A 15,966-nucleotide genomic window follows, 5' to 3' on the forward strand; every position below is an offset into this window, starting at 1 on the left:
CAAGCCCACGGTCATCCATGTGCCGATCGACCCCGTGGTCAACCACGGCGGCAACGAAAATCTCAACACGCCGAACTACGACCGCTTCCGCACCTGGTACGCGGAAGGCCAGCAATAACGAGGCAGGCCCCATGACGCCTTCGCGGACCTCGACCTGTCCACGTCGAGGTCCGCGACACGGTCATCCATGCTGGACGGCCGGACTCATCGCTACATCATCCACCGGAGAATCGTGCCGAAGCCGATCACGCCCAGGGTGATGACGACCACCAGCAGTACGAAGGTTGAAACACTGGACGCCTGGCGATGAGATTCCTCGAACCAGTCTTCCGATAAACGACGCACTCCAGAGAAATCATCAAGATCTGGACGGAGACATTCGCCGGTTTCCAGCGCCTGCTGACAGGCATCAATCAGGTTCCTCAGACCCTGCTCGTTACCGACGATAAGCCCTTCGTGTTCCGGCCAGCCGGAACCGTTCATCAATTTCGGTTCGGCGGGAAGAACGTCAACTCTGGCGTCTGGATAAACCACGGCGAAAAGTCGAGTTCGGGAGACGACAAGGGTCGCACAATCAGCCCTCCGTGCGCTCCCAATGCGAGTTCAGCGGTTCGAAGCCGGCCCCATTCGAACACGGGTGGCTACACCCGGTAGAACGAAAACCGCTCGCGGACTTCGGCCTCGTCGAGGCCGAGGTCCTCGAAGCGGTAGTCGATGCGGCCGTGCCGGTCACGCGTGTGGCTTTGCAGGTGGGTGTTCACGGCGCGTGCCGATGCCGCGTCGTACTCCACGCCGGCAAACGCGAGCACCTGACGCACGGTGTCTTCCGGAGCCTGCATGAAAGCGTCGAACTGCACGTCCATCACGCTGCCCTCGGGGAGCTGGTCGGACTGCTCCACCGAACGACGCAGCATGCCCTCCAGCCGATCGACCCAGGCACGCGCCTCGGCGAAGCGGTTTTCCGGCGTGTAGCACTGCCGCGTGGAGTACAGCACCATCGTGATCATCGACAGCACCGCCCGCGCGGGATCGCGATGGGTGCGGATGATGCGGGCGTCGGGAAAGGCCCGAAGAATCGCCGGCAGCTGGTCCAGATGCTGGGGGGATTTGAGAATCCAGCGCCGCGTTGGGTCACCCGGCGTCGCGGCCTCGAACGTAATGGCCTGCAGAATCCGGCGCAGGTAGCGATACCCCGGCGTGTTGTCCTGGGCCGCGTACCACGCCCGGTACCGCGGCGCCTGGAAGATGCCCTCGAAGAAGAAGGAGCGATAGTCCAGGGCGCAGAGCGTCAGCTCCTCGTGCGGCATGTCCAGCTCCATCTCGTGCATGCGCTTGAGCGCCGGCACGACATGCTCCGCGCAGAACAGACTCACGCGGTGCTGCCGGCGACGGGCCTTTACGCTGGCCTGAACACTGCGATGCCCGGGATGCCCCACCGGCGACAGCGTCTGCCAGTACGGGATGAAGCGCAGCGCGGACACCTGGGACAACAAATTGTGCAGATGCGTGGTGCCGGTTCTGGGCAGGCCGGCGATGAAGATCGGCGCGGTAACCGGTATCCGCTCGACCTCCGGGTGCGAGGCGATCAGATGCTCCAGACACAGACGGGCCTGAAGCTGCATCGCGACGACGGCATGCCCCGTCAGGCGGCCCATGTTGGTCAGGTGGTCGGAGCGGTTCAGGTCTTCCAGCACCAGGCTCAGCGGCTCGATGAAGGCGTCATCGCCAAACTCGCTCAGCCCGGTGACGCGTCGCGCCCGATCCAGCTCGGCCTCCAGCGTCAGTGGCAGCCAGCGCTCGATCCACGTCCCGGGCATGTGGTTCACCAGCCGCACATACCAGGGCAACCAGGGATCGTCCCAGTCGTCGATACGCCAGACCGGTGGGTACCGCTTCATGGCGCCGGACGCGTCTTGCGCTTGCGCCAGCCCCAGACGAGAAACGATGGCGGCGCCATCAGGATGGTCGGAATGGTCGAGTAAAGCGGTTCCGGCGTACCCCGAAGGCTGTGCACGCCGTAGGTCAGCCCGATGGCCACCGCGGACGGCAGCAGGGTCGCCAGCGCCAGGGCGACGACGACCCGTCGAAACCGCAGCGCGAGCGTCTCGCAAAGGCGGACCACGAAACCCGCGACGAAGAAGGTGTAGGCCGCCTGCTTCAGCGCGGCCGGCAGGGCCGCCAATGGGCCGTGCGACACATTGATCAGCCAGATCAGCCCGCCGAGCACCAGCGCGGCTTTCCAGGCCGTGCTGTAGTCGATGTAACGCCCACCGAATCGGCCCAGTCTGGACAGCGCCTCCATGCGCCCCTGCCTCCCCTGTTCCGTGTCACCGCCGTCGGCGCGCGGTCACCTGCGCGCCAACCGTCTTCGGCGATCAGGCCGCCGGCTTGTCCCACAGCAGGTTCAAACGTTCGAAGCCGACCACATGGCCGCACTCGAACACCGGCGGCTTGTCCGGATCAAGCCGGAACGGCGGCACCCGCTTGAGGAATTCCTCGTAGAGGATGCGCAGTTCCAGGCGCGCCAGATGCGAGCCCAGGCAGCGGTGCGGACCGGCGTTGAACGCGATGTGCGGCTTGCCCTCGCGCTCGATGTTCACGTCGGTCGGCTTGTCGAAATACTTCGGATCGAGATCCGCGCCGGGCAGCAGCAACACGGCGTGGTCATTGGCCTTCATCCTGGCGCCCATGAACTCGACATCCTTGGTGACCCGGCGCACCGGCACCGTGAAGGTGTAACGACGCAGAATCTCCTCGACGGCATCGTTGATCAGCGACGGATCGTCGCGCAGGCGCTGCTGAAGCGCCGTGTCAGCGGCCAGATGGCGGACGGCGAAACCCAGCGACTGCATCACCGTGTCCAACCCGGCGATGAACAGCAGCACGCCGTAGTTCTCCATCTCCTCCAGCGTGATCGGACGGCCATCGATTTCCGACTGCCACAGCTCGCTGATCATGTCGTCGCCGGGGTTCTCCTTCAGCTTCAGCATGGTCGGGCGCATGGCGGCGGAAATCTTGCGCAGCGTTTCCATGCGCTTGCGCGGGTTGGCCTCCGTCTTGCCGTTGTTCATGTGCTCCTTGAGCAGCGCGCGGTACTCCAGGAAGTTGTCCGGCGACATGCCCAGCATCTGCAGAAACACCTTCACCGGCAGTGGCTCGGCGATGGATTCCATGAACTCGCAACCGCCCTGTGCCAGCACCGAATCGATCAACTCGCCGCACAACTCGCGGATACCCGGCTCCAGCGTGCGGATATTGGCGGGGCCGAATGCGCGTTGCAGCGGCTTGCGATACTTCGTGTGCATCGGCGGATCGAGCATGATCGGAAACGGCATCGGCAAATGCCCCTTGCCCAGTCCGATCTTGCCCAGAATCTTGAACACCGTCTGCGCGACCTTGATCTTCGAATACGGCACGACCTCGTTCGAAAAGCTCACGACATCGCGCGCCGCGTCGAAATTCGCCTGGTGCGACAGGAACACCCAATGCCCGCCGTTGCGCGGTGTCCAGAACACCGGCGGTACCGACTCCAGCATCTTGATGATCTTTGCCTGCGGCTCCGCCAGGTATTCCGGGTCGAAATACATGTCGAAGTCGTAGACCAGACTGTCCGCGACATGGGCCGGTTTCTTGACCGGCGGCTTGAGTTGGGTGGCTGCGCTCATGTTCGAATTCTCGTCAATCAAAAGGTGCGGGCGTTGTTCTGGCGGGTCATGGCGATTCGCCGATTCGAGCGCACTCAGCGCTCCGGCACGGGCGCGGCGGATCGCCGTTCAAGACCGGGCGAAGCGCATCGGGGATGCTGCGCAGGGGCGCTGCCCCAACCAGCGGCTGAATTGATCGAGCGCATGCGTCGCCTCCGTAACCGACCACCGTCGGTTGATGCGGTGAATCAGGGCTGTTCGAGCAGCCTCTTCGCGCGGACGACGATGTTCGAGCAACGCGGTCCACGCCCTTCGCCTGTTTCGATCACGAGCATATTCAAGCGCGGATGCATGGTCAACAATGTTGTCTATTACTGAGGTCAAACGAACGTCGCATCGCCACGGCTGGCCGGTCTCTGACCTCGCCCCGACGCACCCTCGGGCGGACGCCCCGCCACCTATTGACAACGCACATCGCGCCTCACAAACTAATCAACACTGTTGTTGATTAAAGGGCATCGTCATGCGTCAGTTCATGGATTCCAACCTGGCGTCGATCATCGGCGCATCCGTCGCCGTTTCGGTGTGGCTGTCGATCACCTGGACGGCGCTGAACGCGTTGTAGTCCCGCCTGCTGTTCATCCCGGCGGCACGACACAATCAAAAGGAAATAACCCGCCGCTCACGAGGCAACTGCGGTGCGGTCGCGCCTGCAATCAGAGAACGTGCTCGGATACCCTGATTGGGGACACTTGATGCCAGTGCCAGACAGGCGCCGGCCATTGGTGAAGCCGTCCTGGACGCTATCGTCTTGGCCGTGCATATCAGACGGCCCCGGATAGATTCGCGAGCAACGCTGCCACGCATCGCCAAAACCCTCCAATTGGCATGGAGCAGGCCAAAATCTGATGTCCCGCACGATGGCGTCCAGTGTCTTCGACCAGCCCAAAGCTGACGCTCGGCCTGTCCTTTCGCGCTTGACAGGAGTACCAATATTGGTACATTTCGCGCATGGTTTCGGTACTTCAAGTTCGCTTCTACCGATCCGCGTCCGGCCTAGAGCCCGTGCGGAAGTGGCTGGCGGACATGGGAAGACCCAACAAAACGATTATTGGCACCGACATTAAGACGGTGCAGATCGGGTGGCCTCTTGGAATGCCGCTGGTCCGAAAAATGGAGTCGGGACTATGGGAAGTGCGAAGCGATGTTCCAGAAGGCATTGCCCGCGTGCTTTTCACCGTCGATGGCGGCGTGATGGTGCTTCTTCATGGCTTCATCAAGAAGTCTGAAAAAACACCGAAGAATGACTTGAAGATTGCGAAAACTCGCAAGCGTGAGGTGCTCAATGGCAAAGCATAACCAGCATGTTGGATCAGATTTTGACGATTTTCTGGCAGACGAAAATCTGCTGGAAGGCGTCACAGCAGTTGCGCTCAAGCGCGTCATCGCCTGGCAGCTCGAAGAGGCGCGTAAGGCTCGCGGCCTTGGGAAGAAGGCCATGGCTGAGCTCATGCACACCAGCCGCAGCCAGCTCAATCGAATCTTGGATGAGTCAGACACGAGCCTGACTCTCGAATCGCTGAGCAAGGCTGCTCAAGCTGTCGGCTACCGCGTCAGGATCGAACTGGAAGCCGCGTAACCTGCACCGCTGTCAGTGTCCACTGCTGGCACAAAGCAGGCGTCGAACTGCTGGCATGCGAACCGCAGCTTTGGGTCGATAGCTGTCAATTTACTACCGCCAACGCTCTGGGCATGTTGATATTTGCCGGCGGGACGTGTTCTCTCCGAAAGCAGAGAAAATGACGATTTCACGAAGCAAGTCCAAGCTCAGGACCAGCCGCCCCCCAACACCTTGTAAAGCGTCACCAGATTGGACTGCCGCGACAGCTTGGTGGCGATCAGTTGCTGTTGCGCCGCGTACAGGGAGCGCTGCGCGTCGAGCAGGTTGAGGTAGCTGTCGATGCCGCTGCGGTAGCGGGCGTCGGACAGGGAATGCGCCTTGGCGGCGGCGTCGGTGACGGCCTGGCGGGCGGCGAGCTGATCGTCGATGGTGCCACGCAGGGCCAGCGCGTCGGCGGCTTCCTTGAAGGCGACTTCGACGGTCTGTTCGTACTGCGCCAGCGCGATCTGCTGGTCGGCGTCGGCGACGGCCACTCCGGCCTTGGTCGCGCCGGCGTTGAAGATCGGAATGCTGATCTGCGGGGCGAAGGACCAGGTGCCAGTTCCGGCGTCAAACAGGGTCGACAAATCGCTGCTCGCGGTGCCGGCGAATCCGGTCAGTGAAATGCTCGGGAATCGCGCCGCGCGAGCGACACCGATGTTGGCGTTGGCGGCCTGCAATGCATGTTCGGCCGCCAGCACGTCGGGCCGGCTCAGCAGTGCCTGCGAAGACACGCCGGCCGGCAGTTCGGCGAGCACGCCGGGATGTTGCATGTCGTCGGCGCCGGGTTTCAGCTCGGCCGGAATCGGTGCGCCGACCAGCAGTTGCAAGGCGTTGCGGTCCTGCTCCACCTGGGCGGTGAAGGCGGCGACGTCCGCCCGCGCGGACTCGACGATGGTCCGCGCCTGTGCCAGTGCCAGCGCGGAGGCAACACCGGCCTCGTAGCTGCGCTCGGTCAGCTTGTAGGACTGGGTCTGACTGTCCAGCGTATTGCGCGCCAGCGTCAGCAATTCCTCATCGGCGGCCAGTTGCAGCCAGGCGTTGGCGACCTCGGCGACCAGCGAAATCTCGACACTGCGCCGGGCCTCTTCCTGCGATAAATAGGTTTCCAGCGCCTGTGATTTCAGGTTGGCGACCCGACCGAACAAGTCCAGTTCGAAGGCGGTGATGCCAACCCCGACCGAATACTGGCGGGAGATGTAGTCCTGCCCGCCCCCGCTGCCGGCGGCGGACACGGATTCCGGCACGCGCTGCACGTTGCTGGAGCCAATCGCGTCGATGGAGGGATACCGTCCCGCGTCCTGGATGCGGTACAGCGAGCGCGCCCGCTGCACGTTCAGCGAGGCCAGCCGGGCGTCGGAACTGTTGTCCAGCGCCAGCTCGATGACCTGCCGCAACCGCGCGTCCAGGAAGAACTCGCGCCACGCCGGCAGCTCGGTGGATTCGGCGGTCGACGGAACGCGATCGCTCCAGTCCTCGGTGATGCGGGTGGCGTCCTGCGTATGTTCGGGCGCCAGATTGACGCAGCCGGACAACGCGATCATGCCGGCCAGACCGCCGGCCATCAGGGTCTTGCGCATCATGCCTGCACCTCCGTGGCCGGGGACGCCTGCGTCGCCTTGCGCCGGCTGAAGATCCGGTTCACGACCACGAAGAACACCGGCGTGAAGAAGATGCCCAGCAGCGTCGCGCTGGCCATGCCGCCAAAGACACCCGTGCCGATGGCGTTCTGGCTGGCGGAGCCCGCCCCGGTGGACAACGCCAGTGGCAGCACGCCCAGCATGAAGGCCAGCGAAGTCATGATGATCGGCCGCAGCCGCATGCGCACCGCTTCCATGGTCGCGTCGAGCAGGCTCATGCCGCCGTCGTAGAGGTCGCGGGCGAACTCGACGATGAGAATCGCGTTCTTGGCCGACAGTCCGATGGTCGTGAGCAGGCCAACCTGGAAGTAGACGTCGCTGGACAGGCCGCGCATTCCCGCCGCCGCCAGCGCGCCGATCACCCCAAGCGGGACGACCAGCATCACCGCGAACGGGATCACCCAGCTTTCGTACAACGCCGCCAGACACAGGAACACCACCAGCATGGACAGCGCGTAGAGCGCCGGGGCCTGGGAGCCGGACAGGCGCTCCTGATAGCTCAGGCCGGTCCACTCGTAGCCGATGCCCTCGGGCATCTGGCGCATCAGTTCCTCGACCACGTCCATGGCCTCGCCGGAACTGACGCCCGGCGCGCCCGAACCCAGGATCTCCACCGAGGAATTGCCGTTGTAACGCTCCAGCCGCGGAGACCCGTAGATCCAGCGCGTGGACGAGAAGGTGCTCAGCGGCACCATGTCGCCGCTGGCGTTGCGCACATGGAACTGGCCGATGTCCTCCGGCAGCATGCGGAACTGCGCATCGGCCTGAACATAGACGCGCTTGACCCGCGTGCCGTCGACGAAATCGTTGACGTACTGGCCGCCGAGCAGCGTGGACATCGCGGCGTTCACCTGGTCCATCGACAAGCCCAGCGCGCCCGCCTTGGCCGCGTCGATGTCGATCTTGAACTGCGGCGTGTCGTCCAGGCCGTTGGGCCGCACCGCCGTCAGCTCGGGACGCTGTGCCGCCATGCCCAGAAACTGGTTGCGCGCATCCATCAGCGCCTCATGCCCGACGCCGCCGAGGTCCACCAGCTGCACATCGAACCCGGAGGCGGTGCCCAGCTCGCGAATCGGCGGGGGCACCAGCACGAAGATGTTGGCGTCGCGAATGCCGCTCAGCGCCCCGTTCGCCTGCCCCGCGATGGCCTGGGCGCCGTGGGCGTCGCCCGGCCGCTCGGACCAGTCCTTGAGCCGGACGAAGGCCATGCCGGAGTTCTGCCCGGCGCCGGCGAAGCTGAAGCCGGCGATGGTGAAGATGTGCTCCACATCCTCATGGCCATTGAAATACGTCTGGATCTCGCGCATCACCGCTTCGGTCCGCTGCAACGTCGCGCCCGGCGGCAGCTGCACCATCGCGATCAGCGTGCCCTGGTCCTCGTCGGGCAGGAACGACGAGGGCATGCGCGTGAACATCAGCGCCATCACGCCGACGATCAGCAGATAGATGACCATCATCCGGCCGCCGCGACGCAGCATCTTGCCGACCCAACCCTGGTAACCGTTGGCCGCCTGATCGAAGCGCCGGTTGAACCAGCCGAAGAACCCCTTGCGTGTGTGCTCACCCGGCTTGGGCGCCTTGAGCATGGTCGCGCAAAGCGCCGGCGACAGCGTCAGCGCCACCAGCACCGAGAGCGCCATGGCCGAGACGATGGTGATCGAGAACTGGCGGTAGATCGCCCCGGTCGCGCCCCCGAAGAACGCCATGGGCACAAACACGGCCGACAGCACCAGGGCGATGCCGATCAGCGCGCCGGTGATCTGGTCCATGGACTTGCGGGTCGCCTCCAGCGGCGACAGGCCGTCCTCCTCCATCACTCGCTCGACGTTCTCCACGACGACGATGGCGTCGTCGACCAGCAGGCCGATGGCGAGCACCATGCCGAACATGGTCAGCGTGTTGATGGAATAGCCAAAGGCGGCGAGCACGGCGAAGGTGCCCAGCAGAACCACCGGCACCGCGATGGTGGGGATGAACGTTGCCCGCAGGTTGCCCAGGAACAGGTACATCACCAGGAACACCAGCACCACGGCCTCGATCAGCGTGTGGACCACGCCCTCGATCGACACCTCGACGAACGGCGTGGTGTCGTAAGGCACGCTGACCCGGATACCCTGGGGAAAGAACGCGGACAGCTCATCCAGCCGCTCGCGCACGCCGGCGGCCGTTTCCAGCGCATTCGCGCCGGTGGCGAGACTGATGCCGATGCCGGCGGATGCCTGCCCGCTCAGCTCGACCTTGACGCTGTAGAGCTCGGAGCCCAGCTCCACGCGGGCGACATCGCCCAGAGTCAGTAGCGAGCCGTCCGGCAGCACCCGCAGCACGATGTCGCGAAACTCCTGCTCCGTCGTCAGCCGGGTCTGCGCGGTGATCGTGGCGTTGAGCTGCTGGCCCTCCACGGCCGGCAGACCGCCCAGTTCACCGACGGACACCTGCGCGTTCTGCGCGGCGATGGCAGCGGTGATGTCGCCGATGGCCAGGTTGTAGCTGGTCATCAGGTTCGGATCGACCCAGATGCGCATCGCTGCCTGGGCGCCCAGCAACTGCGTGCGCCCCACGCCGTCGACCCGGCTGAGCGGCTCCAGCAGGTTGGAGGCGATGTAGTCCGCCAGTTCGTTCCAGCTGTGCTCGCCGGTCTCGCTGGTCAGCGCCGCCACCATCAGGAACCCGCCGGTTGACTTGGTGACGCTGATGCCCTGCCGCTGCACGGCCTCGGGCAGCAGCGGCGTCGCCAGTTGCAGCTTGTTCTGCACCTGCACCTGGGCAATGTCCGGATCGGTACCCGGCTCGAAGGTCAGGGTGATCTGCGCGCGACCGAAGGAACTGCTGTTGGACGCCATGTACAGCAGGCCGTCGAGCCCGGTCATGTTCTGCTCGATGACCTGGGTGACCGCGTTCTCGATGGTCTGCGCGGACGCGCCCGGATAGTTGGCGTTGATCTCGACCGTCGGCGGGGCGATTTGCGGGTACTGCTCCACCGCCAGCGTGCGGATGGACAGCACGCCGGCCAGCATCACGACCAGCGCGATGACCCACGCGAAGATGGGGCGGTCAATGAAGAAGCGGGCCACGGGTCTACTCCGCCACCATCGCGGTCTGCTCCACGTCCAGCCGCACCGGCTTCACCGTGGCGCCAGGTCGCGCGCGTTGCAGGCCATCCACGATCACGCGGTCACCCGCATGCAGCCCGGACGACACCACCCACTGGTCGCGCAGCGCGCGCTCGGTGACCACCTCGCGCTTCTCCACCGTGTTGTCCGCCGTGACCACCAGCGCACTGGCCTTGCCGCGGGCGTCGCGGGTAATGCTGCGCTGGGGCACGAGCAGGCCCTCGTCGTCCACCGCCTGCTCCAGCACCGCCTTGACGTACATGCCGGGCAGCAGCATCTGCTCGGGATTCGGGAAGATCGCCCGCAGCTTCACCGTGCCAGTGCTTTCCTCCACGGCCACGCCACGGAACGACAGGCGCCCGGCGTGCTCGTAGACGCTGCCATCTTCCAGGTGCAGCACCACCTCAACGGTGCGGTGTTCGGGATCGGCGGAACTGGCGAAGCGACGGCGCAGCTCCAGCAAATCGCGGCTGGGCTGGGTGATGTCGACATAAATCGGATCGAGCTGACGCACCGTCGTCATCACGTCCGCCTGGTCTTCCGTCACCAGCGCACCGGGCGTGTACTCCGAGGTCGCGACCTTGCCGGCGATCGGCGCCTTGATGCGCGTGTAGTCCAGATTGATCTTCGCGGCTTCCAGCGAGGCCCGCGCCTCGGCCACGGCGGCCTCGGCCTCCTTCAGCGCAACCTGGGCGTCGTCGTTTTCCTGCTGCGACACCGCCTCGATCTTGACCAGACCGGCATAGCGCCGCGCCAGAATCGCCGCCGAATCGCGGGCAGCGGTGGCCCGGGCCAGCGTGGCCGTGGCGCTGGCATGCGCCGCCTCGTAGGGCGCGGAATCGATGGTGTACAGCACCTGACCGGCGTCGACCTGGGCGCCCTCCTCGAACAGACGCTCCTGGATGATGCCGGTGATCTGCGGGCGCACCTGCGACACCTTGTAGGCGCGGGTGCGACCCGGCAGCGTCGCCACCACGGGCACCGGCTGCGTCTTGAGTTGCACCACGCCGACTTCCTGCGGCGGCTGTGGCGCCGGCCCGGTCGCCGCCTCGGAACAGGCCGCGAGGACGACGACCAGCGCCAGAGACCAGAGCCGTGCCCGCTGAGCCTTGTTCCCGGATGAATTCGCCATGGTGATCGTCCCGTTGAAAGCGCGGCTCCGTCGCGGGCCGCCCGACGGCGGATCAGGGGTGAAGTGATCCGTCGGCAGTGATAGAATGAACGTTCATTCTAACTACTGACTAGCCAGTCAGCAACCACCGACGCATCATTCCCCCGGGGAGTGAGGAGCACAGGACTTCAATGAAAGGCGCAGATCAACGCCAGACCGTGGATCAAGCGGACGCACGCCGTGACCAGATTCTCGAAGCCGCCGCGGAATGTTTCCGGCAAAAGGGATTTCACGCCGCGAGCATGGCCATCATCTCGAAGACGGCCGGCATGAGCGTCGGACACATCTACCACTACTTCCAGAACAAGGAAGCGATCATCGCGGCGCTGATCGTGCGCAACAGCGAACAACTGCACGACGTACTCAACGCGTTTCAGGCGCAGGGCGACTTCGTCAACGCGCTGTTGGCCGATCTGCCCGACGGCCTCGAACGCACGGCCGACCGGGAACAGTCGGCATTGAAACTGGAGTTCATCGCGGAAAGCGCCCGCAACTCGGAGCTCTCCTGTGTACTCAACGCGGCCGACGCCTCGGCGCGTCAACGGCTCAGCGACGGCCTGGGCGTGTCACTGCGAGCCCGGGGGCAATCCGATGTCGACCTGGACACCAAGGTGATGCTGATCAGCGCCCTGTTCACCGGCCTGGCGGCCAAGGCCGCGCAGGGCATCGACATCTGCACCGACTCCTACGCCCGGCTGGTCCGCCGCTCGATCGAGGCGATCCTGTTCGAGGATTGACGATCGATCAGCGATCGCCGGCCTGAAACCGCTCCAGATCGGCCGGTGTGTCCACATCGTCGGCGGCTTCCGGCATCGAAACCGCGATGACCGCGTCGGCGTGATCGCGCAGCACCGAACGCGCGCCCTGGTCACCGCGCAGTGCTTCCAGCGCGCCAAGCAATGTGCTCGGAAAGATGCACGGCGGGCCGACGAAGACGCCGGTATCGGAGGCGACAATGCGCTCCGGCTCCGCCTCGAAGACATCCAGCAACCGCCGGATTGACCCGGCATCGACGCCGGGCTGATCCCCCAGGCAGAGCAACACGGCGTCGGGACGAGGTTCGTCCAGGGCAACGACGCCGGCGGCAACGGACGAGCCCAGGCCATCCGCCCAGCCCGCATGCTCGGTGATGCTCACCGGCAGCCCGACCAGACAGCCCCGAACCTCCGCCGCATGGGCGCCGATGACGACCCGCGTCGGCAAGCCCGCGTCCAGCACCGCCCGTACCGCCCGCTGGATCAGCGGCCGGCCATGCAACTCCGCGGTCTGTTTCGGCGCACCGAAACGGCGGGCCTCGCCGGCCGCGAGGACAATCGCGACGACATTCACGCGTGTATCGGCCGGTCGGACACACTCAGCGGTGTGCCGTCCCGGCCGGACAGCGTGGCCTGGATTTCCGCGGCAATCGACAGCGCGATCGCCTCGGGCGTCTCGCCGCCGATGTCCAGACCGGCCGGCGCATGCAACCGCGGCGCGGCCAGCCCGGTGGCCTCGTGGATGCGGGCGACACGCACCCGCGAGCCGATGACGCCGAGATAGGCAAATGCGCCGTCCGCCAGCGCCTCCAGCCAGGCGATGTCAGTTTGAAGATTGTGGGTCATGACCACGACGCTGGTCTGCGGGTCGCCGGTGATCCGCGCGCCAAACCCATCCGGCCTCAGCGCCAGCGTCAAGCAGCCGGACAAGGCCGGCTCGATCATCTCGTCACGCGGCCGATCCGTGATCAGCACCGTCTCCCAACCCAGCGCCGTCGACAGCCGGGCCAGGGCCTGCGCACCCGGGTTGTCGCCAATCACGACCAGTCGATGCGTCGGCGTCAGCCGCTCGATCAGCCAGTCGTCGTCGCCGATGGTCAGCGTGCCGGGGTAGCGGGATTCGCGTTGCGCCAGGTGCTCACGGATCGCGACGACCTCACGGGGGCCGGGCACTGCGCCGACATCACCGTCGTCGCTCCGGCAGTGACGCGGGACGGTCTCGGGGCAGCGGCCGCCACGGCGAAAACAGGTCGCCAGCCAACCCGCCTCGCGACGCTGTTGCAAGGCGTCACGCGCCCGGATCAGGGGGGGCAGATCGGTGGCGGATGTCAGCGGCTCGATCAACACCTCCAGCTCCCCTCCGCAGCCCTGCTCGATCAGCACGTCGTAGCCACTTTCCAGGTCGTAACGCACCAACTGCGGGCACCCTTGGTCCATCGCCTCGCGGGCACGCTCGGCGATGTCCGCCTGCGGGCAGCCGCCGGACAGGCCGCGGATCACGGCGCCATCCCCGGTGACCAGCATGCGGGCACCGACTCGCCGATAGGTGGAGCCGTGGGTGCCGACCAGCGTCACCAGCGCCAGGCCGCCAGGGCAGCCGGCGTCTCGCCACCGCAGCATCTCGGCGACCAGATGACAGAATTCTTGAGGTGTATTCATTTGTCCGGACTGGTTTGACAGTGCCGCGAGGCGCCCAGTACTTTTCGTGTCAAGAGCATGACACGAAATGGTCGTCACAGGCCGTCATTCACTGGTCCGCCCCGGTTGCACCGCATGCGCGCATTTCTCCTCGCCGTTGTCGTCGTTTTCGCGACGGCCTGCTCGAAAGGCTCCGACAGCGGCTCCAAGACCATGCTGGGCGGGACGAGCTACACGGTGGCGGAATCGGAGATCGGTGCGCTGATCGACCACCCCGGCGCCCGCGAGATCATCGATACCCACCTCCCCGGTTTCACCAGCGACGAACAGATCGAGGTTGCCCGTCCGCTGACGCTGCCCGAGGTGCAACCGTACTACGCCGACCTGATCACTGACGAGGCGCTGGCGAAGGTCGATGCCGATCTGGCGGAGCTGCCTGGCACCAAGCCGGTGGAGGTGTTCACGTCGGCCGAAACCGAGATCGGTCGCATGCTCGACGATCCGGAGGCGCGCGCCATCATCGACAAGCACATCGAAGGGTTTTCGACGGCGGATCGCGCCCATCTGACGCGGCCGTTCACGCTGAAGTTCATCCAGAAATACGCGCCGGAGATGATCACCGAGCAGGCGCTGGTCGACATCGACGCCGACCTCGCGAAGCTGGCGAAACAGCGTGCCGGGGCGCAGGACGAGCCGATGGCCGGCGGGCCCGGCGACAAAGACAACGCGACGGAGTGAGCCGCATGGCAGTCTTCAATCTCACGGTCAACGGCCAGCGTCATTCGGTGGACGTGGACCCCGCCACCCCACTGTTGTGGGTGTTGCGCGACCACCTGGGCCTCACCGGCACGAAGTTCGGCTGCGGCATCGCCCAGTGCGGGGCCTGCACGGTGCATTTCAACGGCTCGGCGACACGCTCCTGCGTGATTCCGATTCAGGCCGCGGCCGATGCCGAGGTACTGACCATCGAGGGGCTCTCCGAATCCGGGGATCACGTGCTCCAGCAACTCTGGGTGGAAATGAATGTTCCGCAATGCGGCTACTGCCAGTCCGGCATGCTGATGGCCGCGGCGGACCTGCTGAAGAAGACACCCAAGCCCACCGACGCCGACATCGACGCCGGCGTGTCCAATATCTGCCGCTGCGGCACCTACCCGCGTGTGCGCGCGGCGATCCACCGCGCTGCGAACAACGCCTAGGGCGGTGCAGGCCATGACCCGGAATCCCGCGACACTCACCCGCCGCCAGTTCCTGATTTCCACGGCGCGGATCGCCGGCGGCATGGCGATTTCCGCGATTCCGCTTGGCGCCCAGGCCGCCCGCATGGCGAGCAAGCCCTGGGGTTCGGCCACCGACGACGGCGAGGAGTTCTCACCCTGGATCGCGATCCAGGCGGATGACACCGTGGTGGTTCGCGTCCCCACGCCGGAGATCGGCAATGGCGCGATGACCCAGGTCGCGATGAACGTGGCCGAGGAACTGGAATGCGCCTGGGACAAGGTGCGGGTGGAGTTCGCGGCCTACGCCCGCGAGTTTCGGGAACCGGGCAGCTATTCCGTCGGGCTCCAGCCATTCTTCGGCGGCCACGGCACCGACCACGACCGCATGCACCACGCGATGCAGCTGGGCGCCAGCGCCCGCGAGCGACTGAAGGCGGCCGCCGCCGCCCGCTGGGGCGTGCCGGCCGACGAGATCGAGGCGCGCGACAGCGTACTGCGTCACGGCAAGCGAACGCTGGCGTTCGGCGACGTCGCCGAGGCCGCGGGTGCGATCACGCTGGACTTCGAACCGGCGCTCAAGCCGCAAAGCGAATGGCGCTTTCTGGGCAAGGCCGCACCGCCCAAGCTGAATCTGCCGCAGGTGGTGGATGGTTCGGCCATCTTCGGCATCGACGTCACCCTGCCGAACATGGTCCATGCCGCGCTCCGCCAGGCACCGGTGCACGGTGGCCGGCTGAAGAGCCACGACCCCGACGCGGTCAAGGACATGCCGGGCGTGCGCGCGGTGATCGTCATCGACCCGCGCAAGACGCCGGGTTCACCGGTGAAGTCGGAGGCCGAGTTCGGCCTGGAAGGCTCGGAAGTGCGCAGCGGCGTCGCGGTGATCGCCGATCACTACTGGCAGGCCAAGATGGCCCTGGACGCCCTGCCCGTCGAATGGGACGACCGCCTGGGCGCGTACTGGGAATCCGACGACAAGATCGAGGCCAAGCAGATCGAGATTCTCGATCGCAAGGCCGGCCGCAAGGTCTGGGAAGCCGGCGACGTGGACAGCGTGGAGCCGGCGCAAACCGTCGAGGCGACGTACAACACGCCGTTCTGCGAGCACGCGACCATCGAGCCGCTGAA

At 65.6% G+C, this 15,966-nt stretch carries 15 protein-coding genes; 6 read left to right on the forward strand and 9 right to left on the reverse strand.

Features of this window, described 5'->3' with window-relative positions; all coding sequences use genetic code 11:
* Positions 1–210: 210 nt before the first annotated feature.
* The 4 genes from ABNS06_RS01590 to ABNS06_RS01605 all read right to left on the reverse strand — a co-directional run bounded on the left by ABNS06_RS01590 (position 211) and on the right by ABNS06_RS01605 (position 3,665).
* Positions 211–483 carry a hypothetical protein gene (locus ABNS06_RS01590; RefSeq protein ID WP_348672210.1) on the reverse strand — a complete coding sequence of 91 codons (273 nt, stop codon included), beginning with the start codon at positions 481–483 and terminating at the stop codon, positions 211–213.
* Between the two features lie 158 nt (positions 484–641).
* The gene (locus tag ABNS06_RS01595) at positions 642–1,898 is read right to left on the reverse strand and encodes a sulfotransferase (RefSeq protein WP_348672211.1); all 1,257 of its coding nucleotides are present in this window, start codon (positions 1,896–1,898) and stop codon (positions 642–644) included.
* On the reverse strand, positions 1,895–2,302 hold the full coding sequence (locus ABNS06_RS01600) for a hypothetical protein (protein WP_348672212.1): 408 nt from the start codon (positions 2,300–2,302) through the stop codon (positions 1,895–1,897). The genes ABNS06_RS01595 and ABNS06_RS01600 overlap by 4 nt, the downstream gene beginning before the upstream one ends.
* A 73-nt stretch (positions 2,303–2,375) precedes the next feature.
* A complete protein-coding gene (locus ABNS06_RS01605) occupies positions 2,376–3,665 on the reverse strand; it encodes a cytochrome P450 (RefSeq protein ID WP_348672213.1) in 1,290 nt (429 codons plus the stop codon).
* Between the two features lie 1,044 nt (positions 3,666–4,709).
* Between ABNS06_RS01605 and ABNS06_RS01610 the strand changes: the two genes are divergently transcribed.
* Together ABNS06_RS01610 and ABNS06_RS01615 are read left to right on the forward strand one after the other, a co-directional pair.
* Positions 4,710–5,003 carry a type II toxin-antitoxin system RelE/ParE family toxin gene (locus ABNS06_RS01610; RefSeq protein WP_348672214.1) on the forward strand — a complete coding sequence of 98 codons (294 nt, stop codon included), beginning with the start codon at positions 4,710–4,712 and terminating at the stop codon, positions 5,001–5,003.
* A complete protein-coding gene (locus ABNS06_RS01615; RefSeq protein WP_348672215.1) occupies positions 4,990–5,283 on the forward strand; it encodes a helix-turn-helix domain-containing protein in 294 nt (97 codons plus the stop codon). The genes ABNS06_RS01610 and ABNS06_RS01615 overlap by 14 nt, the downstream gene beginning before the upstream one ends.
* A gap of 188 nt (positions 5,284–5,471) precedes the next feature.
* Here the strand turns inward: ABNS06_RS01615 and ABNS06_RS01620 are convergent, their stop codons facing one another.
* From ABNS06_RS01620 to ABNS06_RS01630, 3 genes are read right to left on the reverse strand one after another with little or no spacing between them, the layout of a single operon-like run.
* Positions 5,472–6,887 carry an efflux transporter outer membrane subunit gene (locus tag ABNS06_RS01620; RefSeq protein WP_348672216.1) on the reverse strand — a complete coding sequence of 472 codons (1,416 nt, stop codon included), beginning with the start codon at positions 6,885–6,887 and terminating at the stop codon, positions 5,472–5,474.
* Positions 6,884–10,015 carry an efflux RND transporter permease subunit gene (locus ABNS06_RS01625; protein WP_348672217.1) on the reverse strand — a complete coding sequence of 1,044 codons (3,132 nt, stop codon included), beginning with the start codon at positions 10,013–10,015 and terminating at the stop codon, positions 6,884–6,886. Before ABNS06_RS01625 ends, ABNS06_RS01620 begins: the two co-directional genes overlap by 4 nt.
* A gap of 4 nt (positions 10,016–10,019) precedes the next feature.
* A complete protein-coding gene (locus ABNS06_RS01630) occupies positions 10,020–11,186 on the reverse strand; it encodes an efflux RND transporter periplasmic adaptor subunit (protein ID WP_348672218.1) in 1,167 nt (388 codons plus the stop codon).
* Positions 11,187–11,356: 170 nt separating this feature from the next.
* Here ABNS06_RS01630 and ABNS06_RS01635 point away from each other — a divergent pair, with 170 nt between their 5' ends.
* The gene (locus tag ABNS06_RS01635; protein WP_348672219.1) at positions 11,357–11,962 is read left to right on the forward strand and encodes a TetR/AcrR family transcriptional regulator; all 606 of its coding nucleotides are present in this window, start codon (positions 11,357–11,359) and stop codon (positions 11,960–11,962) included.
* 7 nt (positions 11,963–11,969) lie between these two features.
* Here ABNS06_RS01635 and ABNS06_RS01640 read toward each other — a convergent pair whose 3' ends face one another.
* Both ABNS06_RS01640 and ABNS06_RS01645 read right to left on the reverse strand, forming a co-directional pair.
* Positions 11,970–12,554: a nucleotidyltransferase family protein gene (locus tag ABNS06_RS01640; RefSeq protein WP_348672220.1), complete on the reverse strand. Its 585-nt coding sequence runs from the start codon at positions 12,552–12,554 to the stop codon at positions 11,970–11,972.
* Positions 12,551–13,639, reverse strand: coding sequence for an XdhC family protein (locus ABNS06_RS01645; protein ID WP_348672221.1), 1,089 nt, complete (start codon positions 13,637–13,639; stop codon positions 12,551–12,553). The genes ABNS06_RS01640 and ABNS06_RS01645 overlap by 4 nt, the downstream gene beginning before the upstream one ends.
* 114 nt (positions 13,640–13,753) lie before the next feature.
* Here ABNS06_RS01645 and ABNS06_RS01650 point away from each other — a divergent pair, with 114 nt between their 5' ends.
* The 3 genes from ABNS06_RS01650 to ABNS06_RS01660 form a co-directional block, all read left to right on the forward strand.
* On the forward strand, positions 13,754–14,356 hold the full coding sequence (locus ABNS06_RS01650; protein ID WP_348672222.1) for a hypothetical protein: 603 nt from the start codon (positions 13,754–13,756) through the stop codon (positions 14,354–14,356).
* A 5-nt stretch (positions 14,357–14,361) separates the two neighbouring features.
* Positions 14,362–14,817 carry a (2Fe-2S)-binding protein gene (locus ABNS06_RS01655; protein ID WP_348672223.1) on the forward strand — a complete coding sequence of 152 codons (456 nt, stop codon included), beginning with the start codon at positions 14,362–14,364 and terminating at the stop codon, positions 14,815–14,817.
* Between the two features lie 13 nt (positions 14,818–14,830).
* On the forward strand, positions 14,831–15,966 hold a 1,136-nt coding region (locus ABNS06_RS01660; protein ID WP_348672224.1), incomplete at its 3' end, for a molybdopterin cofactor-binding domain-containing protein.

The sequence above is a fragment of the uncultured Abyssibacter sp. genome (genome assembly GCF_964000955.1).
Lineage (GTDB): Bacteria > Pseudomonadota > Gammaproteobacteria > Nevskiales > OUC007 > Abyssibacter.